We start from the raw sequence: 22,080 nt of genomic DNA on the forward strand, positions 1-22,080 counted from the left end.
AGGGCAGCCCTCTTGGGCGTGAATTCCCGGCAGGGGTCCCGTGTACCCGCCCAGACGGTGACAGGGCTGCCCTCTTGGGGCAGGGCCGGTGGGCTTGGCGCGCGGACTAGGCCTTGGCGGGGTCTGGCTGCTCGGTGGGGGTGGGTGCGGGGCGGCTCAGGGCGAGGATCCAGCCGGCGGCGGCGAAGACCCCCGCCGCGAGGGCGGCGACCGCGACGAGTCGCCAGGCCGACTGGGTGAGCGCGGTGCCGCCGAGGTGGCCGACCACGCCCCCGTATGTCGCCCAGAGCAGCGCCGCCGCGCCCTCGTAGATCAGGAACAGGCGGGCGGGGTAGCGCACGCGCCCGGCCTGGAAGCAGGCGGCCATCCGCCCGCCGGGCACGAAGCGGCACAGCAGGATCACCATCGGCCCTGGGCGGCGCAGGCCCCGGGTGAAGCGGATGACGGCCTTGCGGGCTCGGCCGCGGGCCGGCACCGCGCGGGTCGCGTCCACCTGGCGGGCCGAGCGGCCCAGCAGGTAGCAGACCAGGTCGCCGCCGAAGACGCCGAGCGCGCCGACGCCGATCGTGACCGGGAGGCTGAGGTCGCCGTAGACGGTCAGGGCGCCGCCCGTGATCATCAGGGCCTGGGTGGGCACAACCGGGATGAAGGCGTCCATGGCCAGCAGCGCCATCAGCAGTAAATAGGCGGTCAGGGGCGAGGCGACGCTGGTGAGCAGGTCTGCCACGGCCACCTCCCTACGCGCCCCCGCGCCAGGATAGTTTCCGGCATGCCCGTCCCGGGCGCGATTTGCTCTCAGCGAGATCTCAGCTCGGCTTACCGGATACCGGCGTCCGGTAGGCGTACCGTTGCGGATGAGCGCAGAGCCCCCGCCGGGTCCCCCGTTCCTGGCGTGCCGCGCTCATCGGTCCGGCGGCAGGTCCCGTGCCGCCGGACCGGCCCAAGGAACACGGCGTGACCTGCATGGATGGGTCCTCGTAAGATCCTGTTACCCGGGCGCAACGAGATCGGCGTAGCGTCAGGCCATGGCGGACTTGTTCGAGGATTACCGCCTCGGCCCGGGGTGGGACGAGATGTTCGGCGAGCCAGGCATGCCCCGCTCCACGTACGAGGCCTTGCATGCCACCCTCCAGCCGCTGTCCAGCGCCGAGCTGGGCATCCGTGCGGAGGTGCTGGCGCGGGCGTTCCTCGATCAGGGCATCACTTTCGCCCTCAAAGGGGTGGAGCGCCCCTTTCCGCTCGATATCGTGCCGCGGATCATCGCCGCCGAGGAGTGGCGCACGGTCGAGGTTGGTGTGGCGCAGCGGATCCGGGCGCTGGAGGCCTTTCTCGACGACGTGTACGGCGCGTGTCAGGTGCTCGCCGACGGCGTCGTGCCCCGGCGGATCGTGGTCACCAGCGCACACTTCCACCGCGAGGCGGCCGGGATCAACCCGCACAACGGCGTGCGTATCCACGTCGCCGGTGTCGACCTGATCCGCGACGAGCAGGGCACGTTCCGGGTGCTGGAAGACAACGTGCGGGTGCCCTCCGGGGTCAGCTACGTGATGGAAAACCGGCGGGCGATGGCGCACGTGCTGCCCGAGGTGTTCGCCGCGACCCGGATCCAGCCCGTCGAGTCGTACCCCGGTCAGCTCTTGCGGGCCCTGCGCGCGGCCGCGCCGGTCGGGGTCAGCGAGCCCACGGTGGTGGTCCTGACGCCCGGCGTGCACAATTCGGCCTATTTCGAGCACGCGTTGCTGGCCCGCGAGATGGGCGTCGAGCTTGTCGAGGGGCGCGACCTGGTCTGCGTCGGCAACGAGGTGGCCATGCGCACGACGGCCGGCGAGCAGCGGGTCGACGTCATCTACCGGCGGATCGACGACGAGTTCCTCGACCCTGTGCACTTTCGGGCCGACTCGGTGATCGGATGCGCGGGCCTGCTCAACGCCGCCCGCGCCGGCCGGGTCACGATCGCCAACGCGGTGGGCAACGGGGTGGCCGACGACAAGCTGCTGTATACGTACGTGCCCGACCTCATCCGCTACTACCTCGACGAAGAGCCGATCCTGCCCAATGTGGAGACATACCGGCTCGACGACGACCCGGACGTCCGCGCGCACGTGCTCGACCGCCTCGACGAGCTGGTGCTCAAGCCGGTCGACGGCTCCGGCGGCGCGGGCATCGTGATCGGCTCGCAGGCCACCGACGAGCAGCTGGCCGCGGTGCGCTCGCTCATCGAGCAGGACCCGCGCGGGTGGATCGCGCAGCGCGAGGTGGCCCTGTCGATGGTGCCGACGCTGGTGGGCAACAGGTTGCGCGCCCGCCACGTCGACCTGCGGCCGTTCGCGGTCAACGACGGCGAGAAGGTGTGGGTGCTGCCCGGCGGGCTGACCCGGGTGGCGCTGCCCGAGGGCGCCCTGGTGGTCAACTCCAGCCAGGGCGGCGGTTCCAAAGACACGTGGGTGCTGACCGGGGCGGCGAGCCCGGTCGAGCCCGAGGCGGTGGAGGCGGAGCCGGTGGTGGTCGTGCCCAGCCCGCGCAGCCCCGATCCAGGCCCGGGGGCCGGTCCGGTGGCGGTGCAGCAGCAGCAACAGCAACAGTCCACCCGGGACGCCTCGTGCTGAGCCGCATCGCCGAGTCGCTCTACTGGATCGGCCGCTACGTCGAGCGCGCCGAAGACACCGCCCGCATCCTCGACGTACACCTGCACCGGATGCTGGCCGACCCGTGGGTCGACGAGCAGACAGCGTGCCGTTCGCTGCTGGGTGTCATGGGCGTCGCCACTGTGGATGCGCCGGCAACGTCCGGTCCGACGAGCGGAGCGACGAGGACGGACGTTGCCGGGGCCAGTGGCGCCCAAGCAGGTGGAGCTCCGATCGAGGCGCAGGTCTCCGCGGCCCGGGTGGTGGGCCTGCTGGGGCTCGACGAGCACAACCCCAGCTCGGTCGTCGGCGCGCTGGCCGCCGCCCGGGAAAACGCCCGCGGCGCGCGCGAGACCGTCTCCTCGGAGATGTGGGAGACGCTCAACGCGACCTGGCACGGCCTGCCCGACGCCCGGCGGAGGGTCGAGCAGCAGGGCGTGCACGCGTTCTTCCGGTGGGTGCGCGAGCGGTGTTCCGTGCTCGCCGGCCTGACCGACGCGACGATGAGCCGCGACGAGGGGTGGCTCTTCCTGGTGCTGGGCCGGAGCGTGGAGCGCGTCGACATGACCGCGCGGCTGCTCTCCACCCACGTGCGGGCCGGTGGCAGCATCCCCTCGTGGCTGACGCTGCTCCGGTCGTGCGGGGCGTGGGAGACCTATCTGCGTACCTACCGCGGCTCGCTCGCCGACCGGCACGCGGCCGAGTTCTTGCTGCTCGACCGCCTCTTCCCGCGCTCGGTCTTCGCCGCGCTCTCCAGCGCCGAGGCGTGCCTGAGCGAGCTGGAGCCCGACCACGGCCGCGCCGGGGTCGCCACCGACGCGCAGCGGATCGTCGGGCGTGCCCGCACCAACCTGGAGTTTCGCGGCGCCGACGAGCTGATGGCCGACCTCGGCTCGGTGCTCGCCTCGCTTGAGCGCACCTGTTCGCAGGTCAACGACGCGGTGTCACGCCGCTACTTCCGCCAGACGTCGGCGGTGCTCTGGGTGTCGGGGGCGGTGGCATGAGCGCGTCGAGCTGGCGGCTGCGCGTGCAGCACAAGACCGGTTTCACGTACGCGGGGACGGTGGCCGCCTCGTACAACGAGGCCCGCATGTCGCCGCGCAACGAGGCCCGCCAGGCGGTGCTCGACGCGCGGGTCGAGGTGTGGCCGCCGGCGCGCACCTACCGCTACGAAGACTACTGGGGCACGGTGGTCACCGCCTTCGACGTGCACGCGGCACACGAGACGCTCCAGGTGACCGCGACCGCGACGGTGGAGACCCTCCCGGCCGGCGACCTGATCCCGGCGGACGGCGGGGCGAGTTGGGCCGAGCTCGCCGTGCCGGAGACCGTCGACCGGTGGCACGAGCTGCTGTTGCCGACCCCGCGCACGGCGCTCGACGAAGACCTGACCAAGCTCGCCGAGCGGGTGCGCGGCGAGCATCCCAACCCGCACGCCGCCGCGCTGGCCACCTGCACGCTGGTGCGCGAAGAGGTCGAGTACGTGCCCGGCGCCACCGGCGTGCAGACCGACGCGGTGCAGGCGTGGCGGCAGCGCAAGGGCGTCTGCCAAGACATCAGCCACCTTGTCGTGGGGCTGTTGCAGGCCATGGGCATGCCGGCCCGCTACGTCTCCGGCTACCTGCACCCCTCGCCGGCCGCCGCCATCGGCGAGGCGGTCGTCGGCCAGAGCCACGCCTGGGTGGAGTGGTGGGTCGGCCGGTGGACGGCCTTCGACCCCACCAACGGCATCCCGATCGGCGAGCGACACGTCGTGGTGGGGCGCGGCCGCGAGTACGGCGACGTGCCACCGCTCAAGGGTGTCTACTCCGGGCCGGTAAACAGCGGGCAGGGTGTGGAAGTCACTGTCACGAGGCTCCGCTAGCCGCTATCCTGGGCCGCATGCGTAGCGCAGTAGTCACGACGACGCCGGGACGTCCCGGCGTGACCTCGTGATGCGCTAATCCTGAGGCCCCGGGCGAGACCGCCCAGGGGCCTTTCTCGTCTCCGCGGTGGGTCGCCCACGAAAGGAGACGACAATGATCGACCATCGCAAGCTCGGCCGCGAACTGGAGCTCTTCCACTCCGACCCGCTGGCCGGCGCGGGCCTGCCGATCTGGCTGCCCGCCGGCGCCGCGGCACGCCACGCTGTCGAGGAGTACATCCGCGAGGAGGAACGGCGTGCGGGTTACCAGCACGTGTACTCGCCGCCGATCGCCAAACGGCAGCTGTACGAGCTTTCCGGACACCTGCCACACTTCGCCGAGGACATGTTTCCGCTCATGCGGATGTCGGCGGACGACGAGTTCGCGCTGCGGCCGGCGCTCTGCCCGCACCACGCGCTGGTCTACCGCTCGCGCGGACGGTCCTATCGCGACCTTCCACTTCGGATAGCCGAGCTGGGTGGCCAGTACCGGGCCGAGCGCTCCGGAGTGCTCGGCGGCCTGAGCCGGGTCCGCTCGATCTGGCTCAACGACGGGCACAACTTCTGCCCGCTCGAACAGGCCGGCGAGGAGGTCGCCGCGGCCCTAGAGATGATCAAGCGAGCGCATGCCGCGCTCGGCGTGCGGCCGGCCGGCTTCCGCCTTTCCCTGCACGGTGCGGGTGACAAGTACGTCGACAACCCGCCGATGTGGGAGCGCACCGAGGATCTGCTCCGCGGCGTGCTCAAGGACCTGGACGTGTCCTATGTGGAGGCGGCGGACGAGGCGGCGTTCTACGGCCCGAAAATCGACGTGCAGGTGGTCGACGCGGGCGGCCGCGAGATGACCCTGTCGACCGTACAGCTCGACTTCCACCAAGCGGCCCGCTTCGAGCTGTCCTATGTAGATCGCGACGGGGCGCGGCGACGCCCGGTCATCGTGCACCGCAGCGTGGTGGGGAGCATGGAACGGCTGTTCGCGTACCTCATCGAGGTGCACGAAGGCGCGTTCCCGATCTGGTACGCGCCGGTACAGGTGGAGATCATGCCGGTCGGCGACGTACCGGTCGCGCGCTTCCGCAACGCCGCCATCGCCGCGGGCCTCCGCGCGGAAGTGGCCGCGGAAGGCACCCTGGGAGCCCGGATCCGCGACGCCGCCCGCCGCAAGGTGCCGTACGTAGCGGTCATCGGCGAGCGCGAGGCGTCCGCCGGCGCGGTGTCACTCCGCGCCCGCGGCGAGGGCGGCGACCAAGCCGTCCTGCCCGAGGCCGAGGCGCTGGCCCGGATCGCGGCGGCCGCCACCCCTTAGAGGGGGGTCTGCGCTTGGCCCGCGTCCGCGTCAGCGGTAGATCGTTTGCCCCCGCCGGGGGCAAACGATCATGGCGCCGCCCGGCGATCCGCCGGGTCCTTGTGTTTCGCGGCCCGGTCAACCCCCGAAGCCGCAGCCAGCGTGCGAAGCCCGAGGCTCCGCCGGAGGCGCCGAACCAACCGCAACCACGCACGCGGCCGCTGCCTGGGCGCACGAACGGGGCAGCTCGACAGCAACTGGCGAGCGCGACCAACAGCGGACGGGTGAGGCCGCGGGAGCGACGGTCCGGACCACAGCGGACATCGCGGTAGCCCAATATTTGAAATGCCCCCAAGCCGGCGACCCTTAGTTGATGGCGCGACGCATGAAGCCACGCACCCCGATCGCCGTGAAGATGGCTCCCGACGCGACGAGCACCAGCAGGCAGATCCAGGCGGGGATGTGCGGGACCTCGGGGACCACCGCGGCCCGCACGCCCTCGGACAGGTAGGTCAGCGGGTTCAACGCGGTCACGACCTGGAACCATCGCATCGAGTCCAGCGACTGCCATGGATACTGCGTGGCGCCGGTGAACATCAGCGGCGTGAGGATCACCGCGAAGATGACGCTGATCTTCGAGGGCGGCACCATCGTGCCCAGGGCGAGGCCGATGCCGGCACCGACCCAGCTGCCCAGCACGAGGCTGGCGATCAGCAGCGGTACGCCGTCGGAGTGCCATGGTGCCGAGCCGAGTACGAGCGCGCCGATCGGAAACATCACCACCGCCGAGGCGAGTGCGCGGATGATGGCGAGCAGCAGCTTTTCCACCGCAACGAGGTAGGTGGGCAGCGGCGCGAGCAGCCGGTCTTCGATCTCCCGGGTGAAGCTGAACTCCATGATCAGGGGGAACGAGACGGTCTGGAGCGCGGTGAGAAACGCGGTCAGCGCCACGATGCCGGGCAGCAGCAGGTGGGCGTAGCTGTCGGTGACGTATCCGCCGGCGTTGAGCACCTTGGCGAAGACGAACAGCATGAACAGGGGCTGGAGCGCCACCTGGGCGAGGAACACCCAGAACTCCTTGCCGGTCACGAAGACGTCGCGCCAGAGGATGGCGCGGAAGGCCTTCGCGGCCGAAGGGCGCGCCTCGGTGTCCAGCGTGGTCATCGCAGGCCCCTTCCGGTGAGTTCGATGAAGACGTCCTCGAGGCTCGCCGCTCCCATGTGGACGTTGGTGAGGGTCGCCGACCGTCCATTCAGGACGGCGATGACCGGCGCGAGGACGGTGGCGGGATCGGTGGTCAGGTAGAGGCGGATCGGGCCGCTGGCCACCGCTTCGCCGCGCTCGACACCCTGCACGTCGGTGAGTGCCGCGACCAGCTTGTCGGGGTCGTCGCCGTCGCCCGGCGTCACGGACACCTCCAGCACCGAGTGCCCGGCGAGGCTGCGGGTCAGCCCCGCGGGCGTGTCGAGCGCGAGCAGCTTGCCGTGGTCGACGATGCCCACCCGGTCGGCCATCTCGGCCGCCTCGTCCATGTCGTGGGTGGTGAGCACCACGGTCACGCCGCGGGATCGCAGGTCGCGCACCCGCTCCCACATGAACAGCCGGGACTGCGGGTCGAGGCCGGTGGTCGGCTCGTCCAGGAAGAGCACCTTCGGCTCGTGCATCATCGCCCGCGCGATCATGAGGCGCTGGGCCATGCCGCCCGAATACCAGTCGACCTTGTCGTCGGCCTGGTCGGCCAGGCCGAATTCGTCGAGCATGGCCGCGGCCTTCGCGTTGCGTTCGGCGCGGCCCATCCCGTGGTACGCCGCGTGGAAGGCGAGATTTTGCCGCGGCGTGAGGGATCGGTCGAGGTTGGTCTGCTGTGGTACGACCGCGAAGAGCTTGCGCGCCGCCACCGCGTCGCGGATCACGTCGACGCCGGCCACCCTCGCCTCGCCGCTCGTGGCCTTGACCCGGGTGGTGAGCACACCGATCGTCGTCGACTTGCCGGCGCCGTTGGGCCCGAGCAGGCCGAAGATCTCGCCGGGCTCCACCGAGAACGACAGCCCGTCGACGGCGTTCACATCGCGTTTCGGGTATCGCTTGACGAGGTCGCGGACCTCAACCGCGTGCGTCATGAGCTCTCCTCCCCGTGCAGGATGGGCACTTCTGCTGCCTCCGTGTCGGTCATGTTGGCGATGACTTCCAGCAGGAACTCGCGGATCACCTGCGCCTTTGCCGGGTCGGCGTCGATCGACGTGAGCGGCCTGGGATTGCGGATCATGCTGATCAGCGACTGGGCCGCGACGGCGCCGTCCAGCGTCAGCGCGAGCCGCACCGCGCGCCGGTCGGTGCCGTCGCGCCGCCGCTCGACCAGGCCGGCCTTTTCCAGCGTGTCGACGATGCCGGTGAGCGTGGGGGGCTTGACGAAGCAGAGCACCGCGAGCTCGCCGTGGCTCAGCTCGCCGCGCCCGTGCAGGGCCAGCAGCACCGACATCCCGGAGTTGGTGAGCCCGTATCTCTCCGCGAGCAGCCTGTTCCACCGCTGGGAGACGCGCTGCCCGGCGAGGAGCAGCAGCCGCCCGATCGGCACGTCGTGCAGGGTCACGAGTTCCACGGGCGATATGTTAGCCCCCTGATTATTAGGCGCCAAAGTATTTTCGCCACCGGCTTAACTTGTCGGTGGCAAGTTAAGGTGGCGGGATGACGGAGAAGCGCTCGTACCACCACGGCGACCTGCGGCGCGCGCTGCTCGCGGCGGCGGCGGACGCGATCGCCGAGTCCGGCCCGGCCGCGCTCAGCCTGCGCGACCTGGCCCGGCGGGCGGGCGTCTCACACGCGGCGCCGGCACACCACTTCGGCGACAAGGCCGGGCTGCTCACCGCGCTCGCCATCGAGGGTTTCAACCGGCTGGCCGACGCGCTCGACAAAAGTCGCGAGCAGACCGGCAGCCTGCTCGAGTCCGGCGTGGCGTACGTGCGCTTCGCGACCGAAAACCGGGCGCACTTCGAGGTGATGTTCCAGCCCAGCCTCTACGACCGCGACGATCCCGAGGTCGTCGCCGCGGGGCAGCGGGCGGGGGCGGCCCTGAGCGCCGGCGTGTCCACACTGGACGAGCCGCCGTCGCCCGAGGACGCCCGCGAGACCGAGCTGGCGGCTTGGGCGATCGTGCACGGCTTCGCCACGCTGTGGCTGGCCGGCGCGCTTCGCGACCCGCTCGGCGACGATGCCGGCGAGGCCGCCCGACCGGTAATCCGCAGGCTTTTCGACTGACCCGCGCTCGTGATCAAAGCTCCTCTCAAGCAGTTCTCACTGCTCGAGAGGAGCTTGGATCATCACCAGCTTGTCGGCAGCGGCATGCCCTCCGTGTATCCGGCCGCGCTCTGCACGCCCACCAGCGCCCGCTCGGCCAGCTCGGGGAGGGTCGAGGCGCCGGCGTACGTGCACGCGCTCCGCACGCCGGCCACGATCTCGTCGATCACGTCTTCGACGCCGGGGCGGGCCGGGTCGAGGTACATCCGGGCGGTGGAGATGCCCTCCTCGAAGACCGCCTTGCGGGCCCGGTCGAACGGGGTGTCGTCGGCGGTGCGGGCGCTGACCGCGCGGGCCGACGCCATGCCGAAGTTCTCCTTGTACCGCCGGCCGTCCACGTCGGTGTAGAGGTCGCCGGGTGACTCGTACGTGCCGGCGAACCACGACCCGATCATCACGTTGGAGGCGCCGGCGGCGAGCGCGAGAGCCACGTCGCGGGGGTGCCGCACGCCGCCGTCGGCCCACACGTGGCGGCCGAGGTCGCGGGCGGCGGCGGAGCAGTCGAGCACGGCGGAGAACTGCGGCCGCCCCACGCCGGTCATCATGCGGGTGGTGCACATCGCACCCGGCCCGACGCCGACCTTGATGATGTCGGCACCCGCGTCGACGAGGTCGCGCACGCCCTCGGCGGTAACCACGTTGCCGGCCGCGATCGGCACGCCCGGGTCGAGCGAGCGCACCGCCCGCAGCGCGGCGAGCATCCGCTCCTGGTGGCCGTGCGCCGTGTCCACGACCAGCGTGTCGACGCCCGCCTCCAGCAGCGCGGCGGCCTTGCCGCGGACGTCGCCGTTGATGCCGACCGCGGCCGCGACCCGCAGGCGCCCCTTGTCGTCGAGCGCCGGCTGGTAGAGGGTTGCGCGCAGCGCGCCCTGGCGGGTCAGCACGCCGACCAGCCGCCCGTCGATGTCGACCACGGGCGCGAACCGGCGCCGCCCGGCCGCGAGCCGGTCGAAGCCCTCGCGGGGGTCGGCCTCCGCGCGGACCGTCAGCAGCTCCGTGGACATCACGTGCCGCACCTGCGCGAACCGGTCGACGCCCTCGCAGTCGGCCTCGGTGACCACGCCGACCGGGCGACCGTCGTCGTCGACCACCACGACCGCGCCGTGTGCCCGCTTGGGCAGCAGGTGGATCGCGTCGCCGACGGTGTCGGTGGGGCCGAGCGTGATCGCCGTGTCGTGCACCAGGTGCCGCTGCTTGACCCAGGAGATGACATCCGCGACCACGTCGAACGGGATGTCCTGCGGGATCACCGCGATCGCGCCGCGGCGGGCCACGGTCTCGGCCATCCGGCGGCCGGCCACGGCCGTCATGTTGGAGACGACGAGCGGGATGGTCGTGCCCGTGCCGTCGGTGGTCGCCAGGTCGACGTCGAGCCGTGAACCGACCTCCGAGCGGACCGGTGCCATGAAGACGTCGCTGTAGGTCAAGTCGTGCGCGGGCGCCGCGCCGTTGAGAAACCGCACTCTGAGCAGCTTATTTGAGCTCGCATATCGCCGCACCGGCAGTAACGACATCGCCCACCTGGGCGGTGAGGCCGGTCACAGTGCCGGCCTTGTGGGCGTTGAGCGGCTGTTCCATCTTCATCGCCTCCAGGACCACGACCGTGTCGCCCTCGGCCACGGTGTCCCCGTCGGCCACCGCGATTTTGACGATCGTGCCCTGCATGGGCGAGGTGAGCGCGTCTCCGCCGGCGGTCGCGGCCGCCGTGCTGCCCCTGGCCCGCCGCGGAGCCGGAGCTGCCCGGACAGGAGTGGCGGTGGTGGGGAGGGTGACCTCGAGGCGCTTGCCACCCACCTCGACCACGATGGTCTCGCGTTCTGCCGCCTCGCTGGCCGCGGCGCCGCCGGCGAAGGGCGGCACGGTGTTTTGCCACTCCGTCTCGATCCACCGGGTGTGCACGGTGAACGGCTCGGCGGTGAACGCGGCGTCGCGGACGATCAGGCGGTGAAACGGCAGCGCGGTGGCCATGCCCTCCACGACCATCTCGTCGAGAGCGCGGCGGGCACGTTCGAGCGCCTCGGTGCGGGTCTCACCCGTGATGATCACTTTGGCCAGCAGCGAGTCGAAGTTGCCGCCGATCACACTGCCGCTCTCGATCCCGGTGTCGACCCGCACGCCCGGCCCTTCAGGCAGGCGCAGGCGGGTGACCGCGCCGGGCGCGGGCAGGAAGTTGCGGCCGGGGTCTTCGCCGTTGATCCGGAACTCGATCGAGTGGCCGCGCGGCACCGGGTCAGCTTGTAGCCGCAGCCGCTCGCCGTCCGCGACCCGGAACTGCTCGCGTACCAGGTCGATGCCCGCGGTCTCCTCGGTGACCGGGTGCTCGACCTGGAGGCGGGTGTTGACCTCCAGGAACGAGATGGTGCCGTCGCGCCCGACCAGGTATTCGACGGTGCCGGCGCCGTGGTAGCCGGCCTCGCGGCAGATCGCCTTCGCCGACTCGTGGATCTGCTTGCGCTGGTCGTCGGTGAGGAAGGGCGCCGGTGCCTCCTCGACGAGCTTCTGGTGGCGGCGCTGGAGCGAGCAGTCGCGGGTGCCCACGACGATCACGTTGCCGTGCTGGTCGGCGAGCACCTGGGCCTCGACGTGGCGGGGCTGGTCGAGGTAGCGCTCGACGAAGCACTCGCCCCGCCCGAACGCCGCCACCGCCTCGCGCGTCGCCGACTCGAACAGCGCCGGAATCTCGTCCATCTCGCGGGCGACCTTGAGCCCGCGCCCACCGCCGCCGAACGCCGCCTTGATCGCGACCGGCAGGCCGTGCTCCCGCGCGAACGCCACGACCTCCTCCGGCCCGGACACCGGGTCGGAGGTGCCGGGCACGAGCGGCGCGCCGGCCCGCTGGGCGATGTGCCGCGCGGTCACCTTGTCGCCGAGGTCGCGGATCGCCTGCGGGGTGGGGCCGATCCAGGTCAGGCCGCTTTGGATCACGGCTTCCGCGAAGTCGGCGTTTTCGGCCAGGAAGCCGTAGCCGGGGTGGACGGCGTCGGCCTCGGCCTTGCGCGCGACGTCGATGAGCTTGTCGATGCGCAGGTAGGTCTCGGGTGCGGTGTCACCACCGAGCGCGTACGCCTCGTCGGCGAGCGTGACGTGGAGGGCGTTCCGGTCGGAGTCCGCGTACACGGCGACGCTGGCCAGGCCGGCGTCGCGGCAGGCGCGGATGACCCGTACGGCGATCTCGCCCCGGTTGGCGATGAGGACCCTGCGCATGAACGGGAGTGTACGACCCCGAGGAGCCGAGAAGTTACTAGCAGGTTAGTCAAACTTGTCTATTACGCTTGTCGCGTGTCGACAACCCGCATGATGATCCTCGGCCTGGTCAACTGGATGCAGCCCGTCCATGGCTATGACGTGCGGCGCGAGCTGCTCAGCTGGAGCGCCGATAAATGGGCGAACGTGCAGCCCGGTTCCATCTACCATGCACTCCGCAAGCTGACCGAGGAAGGGCTGCTGCGCGAGGTCACCACCGAGCAGGTGGGGATGCGGCCGGCCCGCACCACGTACGAGATCACTGAAAAGGGCCTGGACGAGCTGGACCACCTGCTGCGTGGCTACTGGTGGGAGATCAAGCCGGCCACCGATCCGTTCTTCGCGGCACTGGCGTTCCTGCCGGCGCTGCCCCGGGAGGAAGCCGCGGCGGCGCTGCGCAATCGGGCGGCCCAGCTGCGCGCGGCCAACGAAAGCATGGGGCTGGCGGCCGAGAAGGGCTGGCTCCGCGAGAAGCCGGCCAACGTGACCTGGATGTGGGAGCTGATGGCCGCCCGCAACGACGGCGAGATCGCGTGGTGTGAGCGGGTGGCCGGGCTGGTCGAGTCCGGCGTGTCCTACCTGCCCGAGAAGACGACGCCGATGGCGGCCGGCTGGGAGCGCTGGCAGGAGCACGTCGAGTAATAATCAACCTTGACTAGAGACGACATATCGCGTTAGCGTGTGGCGGCAGTCAACCACGTCCGACGGGGAGCGACGTTCATGATCGAGACCAAGGGCTTGCGGAAATCGTTCCGCTCCCGCCAAGGGCGGGAGGCCAAGATCGTCGAGGCCGTGCGTGGCGTCGACCTCTATGTCGCCGAGGGCGAGATCTTCGGCTTCCTGGGCCCCAACGGGGCGGGTAAGACGACCACTCTCCGCATGCTCGCCACGCTGATCGAGCCCGATGGCGGTGAGGCCACCATCGCCGGCGCCGACCTGCGCCGCGCCCCGGGCGAGGTGCGCCGCCGGATCGGCTACGTCGCCCAGGGCGGCAGCACGTGGGATGAGGTGAGCGCCCGCGAGGAGCTGGTGCTGCACGCGAGGATGTACGGGATTGGCAAGGCCGAGGCGCAGCGGCGGGCGGTCCGCGCGCTCGACGCGTTCCAGCTGGCCGAGTTCGCCGACCGCAAGTGCAAGACCTACTCGGGCGGCCAGCGCCGCCGGGTCGACGTCGCGCTCGGCGTCATCCACGACCCCAAGGTGGTCTTCCTCGACGAGCCGACCACCGGCCTCGACCCGCAGAGCCGGGCCCACATGTGGGACGAGATCCGCCGCCTGCGCGCCGAGGGCATGACGATCTTCGTGACCACCCACTACCTCGAAGAGGCCGACGCGCTCTGCGACCGGCTGGCCATCATGGACCACGGAGAGATCGTCACCGAGGGCACGCCCGACGAGCTCAAGCGCGAGGTGGCCGGCGACGTCGTGACCGTGGGGCTCAATGGCTCGACTCCCGAGGCGGCCCAGCTGCTCGACGCCGAGAGCTTCGTCAACAAGCTGGAGACCGTCGAGGGTGGCCTCCGGCTGTATGTGGACCACGGCGCCACCGCGATCCCGCAGATCCTCCGCAAGCTCGACGGCGCCGGCCTCCACCTCGGCACGATCGAGCTCCACCGACCCAGCCTTGACGACGTCTTCCTGGAGAAGACCGGCCGTAGCCTCCGGGAGAGCTGACCGATGAAACTGCTTCGTGACACCTGGCTGATCTTCCAGCGGCAGATGCTGCTCGTGCTGCGCAACCCGGTGTGGCTGATCATCGGCGTCCTCCAGCCGCTGTACTTCCTGCTGCTCTTCGGCCCGCTGCTCCAGGACGCGCTCCAGGTCGACAGCGCCGCCGACGCGTACCGCATCTTCGTTCCGGGCCTGCTGGTGATGCTGGCGATGTTCGGTGCGATGTTCACCGGGTTCGGGCTCATCGCCGAGCTTCGTGCCGGTGTCATCGAGCGCAGCCGGGTCACGCCGGTGAGCCGGGTCGCGTTGATGCTCGGCCGGGCGCTGCGCGACGTCGCCACGCTGCTCTTCCAGGCCGTGCTCATCACGGTTTTGGCGATCCCCTTCGGGTTGACGGTGCGGATCGGCGACGTGCTGCTGGCGTACCTCATGCTCGGCCTTATCGGCGTGATGATGTCCGCGCTCTCCAACGCGCTCGCGCTCAAACTGCGCACCGAAGACGCCCTGGCCCCGCTGATGAACGGGCTGGCTCAGCCGCTCTTGCTGCTTTCCGGCATCCTGCTGCCGCTGTCCGGATGGGTGGCGACGGTGGCCAACTTCAACCCGTTCTCCTGGGCGGTCGACGCGAGCCGGGCGCTCTTCGCCGGGGATCCCGGTGACAGCACCGTCTGGCAGGCGTTGCTCATCCTGGGCACGCTCACCCTGCTGGCGATCCTCTGGTCGGCCCGATCGTTTGCCCGCAGCGTCCGCTGAGACCTGCGTCTCATCTGTCCCGGGGCACGGACCACGCGCTTAGCGTAAGGACCGTGCCCCATTTAGTACATGACCGCGTAACGGTGCTTGTCTATGCCCAGCTGGGGTTGTGGGGCTTCTTCCTGTACGGCTTCGGCCCCGTCGTCCCGCTCCTCCGCGACGAGCAGGGCACGACCGCCGCGGTCGCCAGCCTGCACAGCACCGGCCTCGCGGCGGGCGGCCTGATCGGGGCGTCGGCGTTTCCGTGGCTGGTCGGGCGGCTGGGGCGCGGAGGAGTGCTGTGGCTGGCGCTCGCCGGGGTGGCCGGCTCGGTCGTCGTGCTGTGCGCGTTCGAGCCGCTGCCGGCGACGCTCGGCGCGGCGGTGCTCGCCTCGACGTTCGGGACGATGATCGTCATCGGCGTCAACGCGGCGCTCGCCGACCACCACGGCCCCGGCGCCACCGCCGCGATCAGCGAGGCGAACGCGGTCGCCGCCGGCGCGGGCGTGTTGGCGCCCATCGTGATCGGCCTGTCGGCCAGCGCCGGCTTCGGGTGGCGTCCCGGGATCGCCGTCGTGGTCGGCCTCATCGCGCTGCTCTTCGCCGCCGGTTTCCTTTTCCGGGTACGCCTTCCGGCGGTGGTGGCCCCGCCGTCGACGGTTTCCGGCCGGCGCCCGCTGCCCCGCTCCTACTGGCTGGCCTGGGCGATGATGAGCGCGACCGGGTCGGTGGAGGTCTGCCTGTCGCTGTGGGCGGCGGACGTGTTGCGCACCCACGCCGGCATGTCACCCGCCGCCGCGTCCGCGACGGTGGCGGCGATCGTCGGCGGGATGTTCGCGGGGCGGCTCGTGGGCTCGGCGCTGGCCCGGCGCGTAGCCCCGGTGCCGCTCCTGCTCGGCGCGCTGGCGACCAGCCTGGTGGGGTTCGCCATCTTCTGGGCGTCCTCGGTGGCGTGGGTCGCGGCGGCCGGGCTGATGGTGCTCGGCCTCGGCAACGCCATGCACTTTCCACTCGGCGTGTCGATGGCGCTGGCGGTGGCCGACGGGCAGCGCGACCGCGCGTCCGCCTACGCGATGTACGCGTCGGCGATCGGGTTCGGCATCGCTCCGGTCGCGCTGGGCTGGGTGTCCGACGGGGTGGGGCCGCACCGCGCGTTCCTGCTGATGCCGCTCTTCATCGCGGTGGCCGCGGTGCTCGCGGTGCGGCTGCGTCGCGCCATGGCTGTCCGCGAGGCGGTCAGCGACGGCGCGCCAGCGTGAGTCCATCCGCTATCGGCAGCATGACGACCTCGACCCGCTCGTCGCGTGCGGCGATGTCGTTGAACCGCACGATCGCCTCGTCGCCTTCGTTTTCCGGCGCAAGCACCCGCCCGTCACGCAGCACGTTGTCGACCACGATCAGCCCGCCCGCCCGGGTGCGTGGCACGAGCTCCTCCCAATAAGTGGGGTAGCCAGTCTTGTCCGCGTCGATGAAGGACAGGTCGAGGTGGGGCTCCGCGGGCAGCTCTCGCAGCCGCTCCGCCGCTGGCCCGATGCGCAGGTCGATCCGGTCGCTCACGCCGGCCCGCTCCCAGTAGCGCCGGGCCACCGACGTGTACTCGTCGGAGATGTCGAAGCACACAAGCTTGCCGCCATCGGCCAGTCCGCGCGCCATCGCCAGCGACGACAGCCCGGTGAACGTGCCGATCTCCACCGCGTGCCGCGCGCCGACGAGCTTGGCCAGCAGCGACAGGAACGCCGCCTGCTCCGGCGCCACCTGCATCTGCGCGTCGGAAGGCAGCGACCGCTCGGTCTCCTCGATGAGGTCCCGCATGATCTGGTCGGGCGGTGAGCCGTGCGCGACGGCGTACGCGTGCAACTCATCGGTCATGGGCAACGTCTTGACGGTCATGGGGTTGAGCCTAGGCTTCTCGGGCGTGGCCGTGGCCACGGCTCAGCCGATCGCCGGCCCTGCCTCGACGCGGTGACTCCAGAGCTCGGTGATGGAGTGGCCGAGGTCGGCGAGCAACGCGCGCAGGAGCGGGAGCGACAGCCCGATCACCGTCCCCGCGTTGCCCTCGATCCGATCCACGAACGCCCCACCGATCCCATCGATCGTGAACGCGCCGGCCACGTTGAGCGGCTCGCCCGTCGCCACGTACGCCGCGATCTCGTCGTCGGTCACCTCCGCGAAGTGCACGACGGTCGAGGCGACCGCGGCCGCGCGCGCGTCCCCCTTGATCACGCAATGACCGGTGTGCAGCACGCCCGACTGCCCCCGCATCCGCTGCCACCGCTTGAACGCCTCACTCGCGTCGCCCGGCTTGCCGTAGACCTCGCCCTGGAACTCCAGCACCGAGTCGCACCCCAGCACCAGCGTGTCTCCGGGCGGCAGATGACCGGCGACGATCGCCGCGAGCACCCGGTCGGCCACGGCCTGCGCCTTGCGGCGCGCAAGCTCGAGGCAGAGCTGCTCGGCGCTGGCGGCCTCGATGCCCGACTCGTCGACCCCGCTGACCAGGACCTCCGGCTCGATGCCAGCGGCCTGAAGCAGCCTGCGCCGGGCCGGGCTGGCCGAGGCGAGGACGAGCCGCGGCCGGATGTGAGAACGAGTACGCACGGTGATGACGGTACTTGCCGCTCCTTCGATGCAACCGCCCGGCACGGTCGGGCGTGACTAGATTCTGATGCCGCGGCCTCGCCGCGGAGCAACTCTGGGAGCCGCCCGTGCCGGAAATCGACAGCTTCGACGCGTTCTACGCCGAGAGCCGCCAACGCCTCTTCGACTGCCTGTACGCGGTCACCGGCAACGCGGCCGAGGCACAGGACGCGGTGCAGGAGGCCTTCGCGCGGGCATGGCAGCGGTGGTCGACCGTCCGCGAGTACGGCGACCCCGAAGCATGGGTACGCACAGTAGCCAGACGCATCGCCATCAGCCGCTGGCGCCGCGCCCGCACCGCCCTCCTCGCCCACCGCCGCCACGGCCCCCCACCCGCAATCCCCGGCCCGAACCCCGACGCGGTCGCACTGGTCGCCGCGCTGGCCCGCCTACCCACCCCCCAACGCGTCGCGATCGTCCTCCACCACCTGGTCGGCCTACCAGTGGCGGAAGTGGCCCGCGAAACCGGCGTACCCACCGGCACCGTCAAGGCCCGCCTGGCCCGCGGCCGCCGCACGCTGGCCGACCTCCTATCCCTGGACCCGACGGAGGACACCCATGTCTGAGCAACTCACCGTCCTCTTCGAGCAACTGCGCGGCAGCCGGCCCCCGGCACCCTTCGCCCCGCCCGAACAGGTACGCCGCCGCGGCCGGCAGCGCAGCCACCGCCAGGCGTTGGCCGCGGGCTCGGCCGTGCTCGCGGTGGCTGGGCTGGGTACGGGCTGGACCTTGGGCACAGCCGGCGAGGACCCAAAACCCCCGACGGTCTCGCTCGTGCCACCCACGTCGCGGCAGTCACCGTCCGCATCCCCAACACCCACTCTGGGACCACCCGCGGTCATAACGGACTCACGGCTACTGAAGCCCGACGCCTTCACCGCCATCAGCGGTGTCAGCTCTGGGGAGATCGACGACGGCGGCTCGAACGGCCCCGACTGGCCATGGCTGACGGTAGTAAGCGGATGCCCCGACTATAGAGCCGAGGACTACCCTACGATCGCTAAGCGCCATGACGCGCGCCACCTCGCCTATTCCAAAGGCATGTGGAACGCCTGGGAGGCCGTCGAAAGCTACCCCGATGCCGTGGCCAACCTGACCGACGTACGCCGGGCGATCGCGACGTGCCCGGCATTCCAGTACCCGGGCGGCGTCGAGATCCGGCAGACGGTGGTCGCAGAACGTTTCGCCGGCGACGATTCGCTGCTGGTCCGGGTGGAGCGCGCCAGCGTCGACTACATGGTGGTAGTGCGAGTGGGCAATCTGGTCGCAACGCTGATGTATCCGACTGGGCCGGAAGACGACGCAAAAGCCATTGCGGACGCGATGGCGGCGCGGCTGCGCTGACCGCCGTCCGCTCGCTTGGGCCCTAGCTGGTGGGCGGACGGCGCCTTCGTAGCGCGAGGAGCGTCGCGGTCGCCCCAACGGCCAATGCCGCCACCACGACCGCGGCCCATATCCCGGCACGGTCGCTCCCACCATGTTCGTCTGGCGGCGCGGCGGCGGCAGTTGTGCTCGGATCGTTGGTGGCCGAGGTTAGGGGCGGCACGTCGGCGGTAAGGGCAGCGACGAGATTGAGGACACCATAGCCGTACTGCTCATCCCGCCCAGGCGCCCCTTTGTCAGTGGCCGTCGCGGTAAGCCGGTGGACGACCTCGCGCGCCGAGAGGTCCGGATATTTACTCCGCACGAGCGCGACAGCTCCGGATACAATGGCGGCCGCGTCGGAGGTCCCAGTGCCTTTGCGGTAGAGGCCTTTATAGCTGGTGCTGTAGATTTCCACGCCGGGCGCGGAGATCGCCACCTGCTTACCGGTAACGGATATATCGGCGTGGTTGCCCTCGCGATCAGTAGCCCCCACGGCAAGCACCCCGTCATAAGCCGCGGGAAAACTGACACCAAGGTCACCCGGCTTGTTACCGGCTGACGCAACGACCACAATATCTGCGCGAATCGCGGCGTCAATTGCTTGACGAAGACGCACCGACGGGCTCCCGCCAGAAGATACGTTGATTACATCTGCAGTGCGTTGGGTTGCCCACTCAACGCCCGAAGCCAGGTCCTCGCTGCTTCCTTGCTTTTCCAGGCTTTCGATCCGTACTGGCAGGATGTTGCTCCGAGGCGCGATCCCCAATGCTCCGCTGCTCGATGCTTGACCGTGAGCGGCGATGAGTCCAGCTATCCCGGTGCCGTGAGAATCGGAATCTATCTGACCGTTGCTTTTTCCTGAAAGTACATCGGTACCAGGTAGAAGGTTGTTGCGCAGATCTGGATGGGGATCGACGCCAGTGTCGATTACGGCGACGGTTATCCCTTCGCCGCGACTGTGTGCGTGGGCCTGTACCGCGTTTAGGTATTGCAGGTGCCACTGGTCATCGCGGATCTTGTCAAGGTCGATGACGTGAGAGCTCATTACTGTTGTTGCGGCGGAGGCAACGATGATAGCCTTAAACCTACTCCATATCACTGATCTATTCCGATTACTGGTCCGGTATCTATTTCTCTTTCCCATCGAATGGGTTCGATTACGGGTGGAACGCCCTCCTTGAGCTCCCAATGGGTGTCCGCTTGTCCATGAGGAGAGGTGTGCTTGCCTTGTCGGTCCGGGCGGCTGCTGGTTGCGCCGAAGATTGGCGGAGTGGATCCAATGTGACTAGCATTAAGGTTGTTTCTTTGTGATCCGCTAATCAGACCTCCAGCGGGATTTACTCGCCTGTCGTCTCGTCGGATTTGCGCTTCGGGTGTGGTGTGCATAGCGCGCGGACCAATTGTTCCTTCCGTTGAGATGAGTGGCCCTCTCCTAGTCTCCGTCCTACCTTCTGGAGTCACGCGGTCCGGCGGCCTCAGCGTCCTCAGTGGTCGTGGAGTTTCGCCAAGATTCTGGCGCGATGCGACTACGGAATAGCCGGAGACCTCAACGCCTGATTTCGAAGGCGAGGCGGCGGCGGAGGATCGGGCTCCTCCGACCGTTTCTTGTGCGAGGTTCCCAGTTTCTCCTAAATGTCGACCGAGCCTAGGTTCTTTCGCGGTGGTGCCGTAAACGTTGGGGTCTCCTCCGTTCTTGTTCGTCACTGCTTCGTACGTAGGGGGTTGGCGGATGGCTGCTTCGGCCTCGACCAGGGTGTGGCTCAGGGTGTACATGATCGCGCGTCCCCGGCTGTTCAACCGCTCCAGGTCTTGGCTGCTGGCTGGCGCCGCGCCGATCACCGTTGGGGCTTCGGCGGCCGCGTTCAGGGCGGCCAGGTCTGTGTACTCCTGGAGGGCGCGCGACTTCGCCACATACTCGTCGTGTAACGGCTTCAGGTCGCGTCGCGCGGACGCCAGAGCTCCCACCGTTGCTGCCAGTGTCGAGTAGTTGGCGGCGGCTACCTCGTGGGTGGTGCGGACGTTTTGGATCAGGAAGTCGAGGCGGGCCACGTACGCGGCGGCAGCCGTGTTGCGGTCTGGGGGCCAGACTTCGGCGAGGTTGGCGCGGTATTGCTCCAGGCGACGCAGATGTGTCGCGGTCAGCTCCGCGGCTTTGCGCCAGCCGATCACCAGGCGCCAGTGGTCGTCGCTCTGTTGGTTTTCCAGCACGCGCCACATCGCCGGCAGATCACGGTCGTACCAGCTTGTGCGGGCTGGCGCGCCTGGCACGCCGCTGCGGTCCCAGGCCATGGTCAGGCTTCCGGAGGGGGAGGCGGCGCGGCGGCGGCGGTGCGGTCCAGGGCGGACTCGACTTCGGTGGCCTTTGCCGCCGCGAAGGCGTCCGTCTCGCCGTACATCTTGCTGACCTCGGCGGCCGCTGTGGCAAGGCCCCAGGTGGCTTCTTGGTAGAAGTAGACGAGATCAGAAGTGTTGAACTGTGACGTGCGGTGGGCGTGCAAGAAGCTGGTCAGCTCGTCGAACGATTCTGGCGGCTCGGGAAGATCTATTGCCATGTCGTCGGTGACGTACGGGAGGTGGGCAGCATAGTTGTCGACCACCTCGGCGCGTAGCTGTGCGGCGAGCTCTTCCATCCGGGTGATGTCGGCGTCGATTTGTGCGTAGCCGCCGAGCCATGCTGGACCGGAATCATCCGCTGGTCGTGCCATCGGGCCTCCGACAAACTGTCGAAACGGCTTATGTCCTACCCGATGAGGTTAGTCGACGTCGACGAGTTACGGCGGCCCGCCAAGCATCCTAATGTGGTGCCCGCGTGGCTGTTCCCTTGATCGGCGTGACGGGGACGGCTCCGCCTCGTGATCGTGGTATTTAGCTGCCCCCATAGGGGCAGTAGGCGTCCACGATCTGTTCGCGCGCGGCCGCAACGCACACCGATCAAGGAACGACCCCCACGCCGATCAAGGAACGACCCCCACACCCATCAAGAAAAGACGCCCACGCCGATCAAGGAAAGACCTTCACGCGGATCAAGGAAGACGGGCGTGAGGAGCCCTAGCGAAGTGACGATCTCCAGCCCACCCGGCCGCCGCTGTTGGGGCGGGCGCTGCGGGCCCACGCGGACCTGGGGGTGGCCGGCGCTGTGGGGGTGGCGGCCGCGCGGCGGCGGAGCAGCACGGCGCCGACCAGGGCGGCCAGCTCATCGGCTGTTGGAGTGCCCTTGACCACCCGAAAGAACGGCTCCGCCTCCGACATGAAGGCAGCGTACAAGAGAGAACACAGTCACAAACCCTCACATCCGCCGGTGTGCGTCACACCTCGGGCGGGTAAGT

At 69.8% G+C, this 22,080-nt stretch carries 23 protein-coding genes; 11 read left to right on the forward strand and 12 right to left on the reverse strand.

Going from position 1 to position 22,080, the window contains the following annotated elements; translation table 11 throughout:
* Nucleotides 1–106: 106 nt before the first annotated feature.
* On the reverse strand, nt 107–727 hold the full coding sequence (locus tag AC5L36_RS37480; RefSeq protein WP_441222188.1) for a DedA family protein: 621 nt from the start codon (nt 725–727) through the stop codon (nt 107–109).
* Between the two features lie 298 nt (nt 728–1,025).
* Here AC5L36_RS37480 and AC5L36_RS37485 point away from each other — a divergent pair, with 298 nt between their 5' ends.
* From AC5L36_RS37485 to thrS, 4 genes are all read left to right on the forward strand, one after another.
* Complete coding sequence (locus tag AC5L36_RS37485) at nt 1,026–2,606, forward strand: circularly permuted type 2 ATP-grasp protein (protein WP_441222189.1); 1,581 nt, start codon at nt 1,026–1,028, stop codon at nt 2,604–2,606.
* A complete protein-coding gene (locus tag AC5L36_RS37490; protein ID WP_441222190.1) occupies nt 2,600–3,628 on the forward strand; it encodes an alpha-E domain-containing protein in 1,029 nt (342 codons plus the stop codon). Before AC5L36_RS37485 ends, AC5L36_RS37490 begins: the two co-directional genes overlap by 7 nt.
* Nucleotides 3,625–4,488, forward strand: a complete 864-nt coding sequence (locus AC5L36_RS37495; protein ID WP_441222191.1) for a transglutaminase family protein — start codon at nt 3,625–3,627, stop codon at nt 4,486–4,488. The genes AC5L36_RS37490 and AC5L36_RS37495 overlap by 4 nt, the downstream gene beginning before the upstream one ends.
* Nucleotides 4,489–4,615: 127 nt before the next feature.
* Entirely contained in the window at nt 4,616–5,833 is a 1,218-nt protein-coding gene (thrS, locus tag AC5L36_RS37500; protein ID WP_441222192.1) for a threonine--tRNA ligase, read from the forward strand.
* A 345-nt stretch (nt 5,834–6,178) separates the two neighbouring features.
* Here the strand turns inward: thrS and AC5L36_RS37505 are convergent, their stop codons facing one another.
* The 3 genes from AC5L36_RS37505 to AC5L36_RS37515 are packed head-to-tail and all read right to left on the reverse strand — an operon-like array spanning nt 6,179 to nt 8,411.
* Nucleotides 6,179–6,976 (reverse strand): ABC transporter permease, encoded by a 798-nt coding sequence (locus tag AC5L36_RS37505; RefSeq protein ID WP_441222193.1) that lies wholly within the window; start codon nt 6,974–6,976, stop codon nt 6,179–6,181.
* Nucleotides 6,973–7,932 (reverse strand): ABC transporter ATP-binding protein, encoded by a 960-nt coding sequence (locus tag AC5L36_RS37510; protein WP_441222194.1) that lies wholly within the window; start codon nt 7,930–7,932, stop codon nt 6,973–6,975. The genes AC5L36_RS37505 and AC5L36_RS37510 overlap by 4 nt, the downstream gene beginning before the upstream one ends.
* A complete protein-coding gene (locus AC5L36_RS37515) occupies nt 7,929–8,411 on the reverse strand; it encodes a MarR family winged helix-turn-helix transcriptional regulator (RefSeq protein ID WP_441222195.1) in 483 nt (160 codons plus the stop codon). Before AC5L36_RS37515 ends, AC5L36_RS37510 begins: the two co-directional genes overlap by 4 nt.
* Before the next feature lie 86 nt (nt 8,412–8,497).
* Between AC5L36_RS37515 and AC5L36_RS37520 the strand changes: the two genes are divergently transcribed.
* Complete coding sequence (locus tag AC5L36_RS37520; RefSeq protein ID WP_441222196.1) at nt 8,498–9,067, forward strand: TetR/AcrR family transcriptional regulator; 570 nt, start codon at nt 8,498–8,500, stop codon at nt 9,065–9,067.
* Nucleotides 9,068–9,129: 62 nt separating this feature from the next.
* Here the strand turns inward: AC5L36_RS37520 and AC5L36_RS37525 are convergent, their stop codons facing one another.
* Together AC5L36_RS37525 and AC5L36_RS37530 are read right to left on the reverse strand one after the other, a co-directional pair.
* Nucleotides 9,130–10,569, reverse strand: a complete 1,440-nt coding sequence (locus tag AC5L36_RS37525) for a GuaB1 family IMP dehydrogenase-related protein (RefSeq protein WP_441222197.1) — start codon at nt 10,567–10,569, stop codon at nt 9,130–9,132.
* A 10-nt stretch (nt 10,570–10,579) separates the two neighbouring features.
* Nucleotides 10,580–12,310, reverse strand: a complete 1,731-nt coding sequence (locus tag AC5L36_RS37530) for an acetyl/propionyl/methylcrotonyl-CoA carboxylase subunit alpha (protein WP_441222198.1) — start codon at nt 12,308–12,310, stop codon at nt 10,580–10,582.
* Between the two features lie 75 nt (nt 12,311–12,385).
* Between AC5L36_RS37530 and AC5L36_RS37535 the strand changes: the two genes are divergently transcribed.
* The 4 genes from AC5L36_RS37535 to AC5L36_RS37550 all read left to right on the forward strand — a co-directional run bounded on the left by AC5L36_RS37535 (nt 12,386) and on the right by AC5L36_RS37550 (nt 16,011).
* Entirely contained in the window at nt 12,386–12,991 is a 606-nt protein-coding gene (locus tag AC5L36_RS37535; RefSeq protein ID WP_441222199.1) for a PadR family transcriptional regulator, read from the forward strand.
* Between the two features lie 78 nt (nt 12,992–13,069).
* Nucleotides 13,070–14,023, forward strand: a complete 954-nt coding sequence (locus AC5L36_RS37540; protein WP_441222200.1) for an ATP-binding cassette domain-containing protein — start codon at nt 13,070–13,072, stop codon at nt 14,021–14,023.
* Nucleotides 14,024–14,026: 3 nt separating this feature from the next.
* Nucleotides 14,027–14,773 (forward strand): ABC transporter permease, encoded by a 747-nt coding sequence (locus AC5L36_RS37545; protein ID WP_441222201.1) that lies wholly within the window; start codon nt 14,027–14,029, stop codon nt 14,771–14,773.
* A gap of 83 nt (nt 14,774–14,856) precedes the next feature.
* The gene (locus AC5L36_RS37550; protein WP_441222202.1) at nt 14,857–16,011 is read left to right on the forward strand and encodes an MFS transporter; all 1,155 of its coding nucleotides are present in this window, start codon (nt 14,857–14,859) and stop codon (nt 16,009–16,011) included.
* Here the strand turns inward: AC5L36_RS37550 and AC5L36_RS37555 are convergent.
* Nucleotides 15,989–16,642: an O-methyltransferase gene (locus AC5L36_RS37555; protein WP_441222203.1), complete on the reverse strand. Its 654-nt coding sequence runs from the start codon at nt 16,640–16,642 to the stop codon at nt 15,989–15,991. The two genes, AC5L36_RS37550 and AC5L36_RS37555, sit on opposite strands and share 23 nt — an antisense overlap.
* 42 nt (nt 16,643–16,684) lie before the next feature.
* Entirely contained in the window at nt 16,685–17,350 is a 666-nt protein-coding gene (locus tag AC5L36_RS37560; protein ID WP_441222204.1) for a Maf family protein, read from the reverse strand.
* Nucleotides 17,351–17,457: 107 nt separating this feature from the next.
* Between AC5L36_RS37560 and AC5L36_RS37565 the strand changes: the two genes are divergently transcribed.
* Nucleotides 17,458–17,955, forward strand: coding sequence for a SigE family RNA polymerase sigma factor (locus AC5L36_RS37565; protein ID WP_441222205.1), 498 nt, complete (start codon nt 17,458–17,460; stop codon nt 17,953–17,955).
* Nucleotides 17,948–18,733: a hypothetical protein gene (locus AC5L36_RS37570; protein WP_441222206.1), complete on the forward strand. Its 786-nt coding sequence runs from the start codon at nt 17,948–17,950 to the stop codon at nt 18,731–18,733. The genes AC5L36_RS37565 and AC5L36_RS37570 overlap by 8 nt, the downstream gene beginning before the upstream one ends.
* A 22-nt stretch (nt 18,734–18,755) precedes the next feature.
* Here AC5L36_RS37570 and mycP read toward each other — a convergent pair whose 3' ends face one another.
* From mycP to AC5L36_RS37590, 4 genes are all read right to left on the reverse strand, one after another.
* Nucleotides 18,756–19,799: a type VII secretion-associated serine protease mycosin gene (mycP, locus tag AC5L36_RS37575; RefSeq protein WP_441222207.1), complete on the reverse strand. Its 1,044-nt coding sequence runs from the start codon at nt 19,797–19,799 to the stop codon at nt 18,756–18,758.
* Nucleotides 19,800–19,849: 50 nt separating this feature from the next.
* Nucleotides 19,850–21,043, reverse strand: coding sequence for a hypothetical protein (locus AC5L36_RS37580; protein WP_441222208.1), 1,194 nt, complete (start codon nt 21,041–21,043; stop codon nt 19,850–19,852).
* A gap of 2 nt (nt 21,044–21,045) precedes the next feature.
* Nucleotides 21,046–21,459 (reverse strand): hypothetical protein, encoded by a 414-nt coding sequence (locus tag AC5L36_RS37585; protein ID WP_441222209.1) that lies wholly within the window; start codon nt 21,457–21,459, stop codon nt 21,046–21,048.
* A 343-nt stretch (nt 21,460–21,802) separates the two neighbouring features.
* Nucleotides 21,803–22,003 (reverse strand): acyl-CoA carboxylase subunit epsilon, encoded by a 201-nt coding sequence (locus AC5L36_RS37590; protein WP_441222210.1) that lies wholly within the window; start codon nt 22,001–22,003, stop codon nt 21,803–21,805.
* Nucleotides 22,004–22,080: the final 77 nt, after the last annotated feature.

It is taken from the genome of Phytohabitans sp. LZ39 (assembly GCF_059359075.1).

Coding starts and splice junctions, on each gene's coding strand:
- AC5L36_RS37485 (WP_441222189.1), top strand. CDS start 1,026: ATGGCGGACTTGTTCGAGGATTACCGCCTCGGCCCGGGGTGGGACGAG.
- AC5L36_RS37495 (WP_441222191.1), top strand. CDS start 3,625: ATGAGCGCGTCGAGCTGGCGGCTGCGCGTGCAGCACAAGACCGGTTTC.
- AC5L36_RS37505 (WP_441222193.1), bottom strand. CDS start 6,976: ATGACCACGCTGGACACCGAGGCGCGCCCTTCGGCCGCGAAGGCCTTC.
- AC5L36_RS37510 (WP_441222194.1), bottom strand. CDS start 7,932: ATGACGCACGCGGTTGAGGTCCGCGACCTCGTCAAGCGATACCCGAAA.
- AC5L36_RS37520 (WP_441222196.1), top strand. CDS start 8,498: ATGACGGAGAAGCGCTCGTACCACCACGGCGACCTGCGGCGCGCGCTG.
- AC5L36_RS37530 (WP_441222198.1), bottom strand. CDS start 12,310: ATGCGCAGGGTCCTCATCGCCAACCGGGGCGAGATCGCCGTACGGGTC.
- AC5L36_RS37540 (WP_441222200.1), top strand. CDS start 13,070: ATGATCGAGACCAAGGGCTTGCGGAAATCGTTCCGCTCCCGCCAAGGG.
- AC5L36_RS37545 (WP_441222201.1), top strand. CDS start 14,027: ATGAAACTGCTTCGTGACACCTGGCTGATCTTCCAGCGGCAGATGCTG.
- AC5L36_RS37555 (WP_441222203.1), bottom strand. CDS start 16,642: ATGACCGTCAAGACGTTGCCCATGACCGATGAGTTGCACGCGTACGCC.
- AC5L36_RS37570 (WP_441222206.1), top strand. CDS start 17,948: ATGTCTGAGCAACTCACCGTCCTCTTCGAGCAACTGCGCGGCAGCCGG.
- mycP (WP_441222207.1), bottom strand. CDS start 19,799: ATGAGCTCTCACGTCATCGACCTTGACAAGATCCGCGATGACCAGTGG.
- AC5L36_RS37580 (WP_441222208.1), bottom strand. CDS start 21,043: ATGGCCTGGGACCGCAGCGGCGTGCCAGGCGCGCCAGCCCGCACAAGC.
- AC5L36_RS37585 (WP_441222209.1), bottom strand. CDS start 21,459: ATGGCACGACCAGCGGATGATTCCGGTCCAGCATGGCTCGGCGGCTAC.
- AC5L36_RS37590 (WP_441222210.1), bottom strand. CDS start 22,003: ATGTCGGAGGCGGAGCCGTTCTTTCGGGTGGTCAAGGGCACTCCAACA.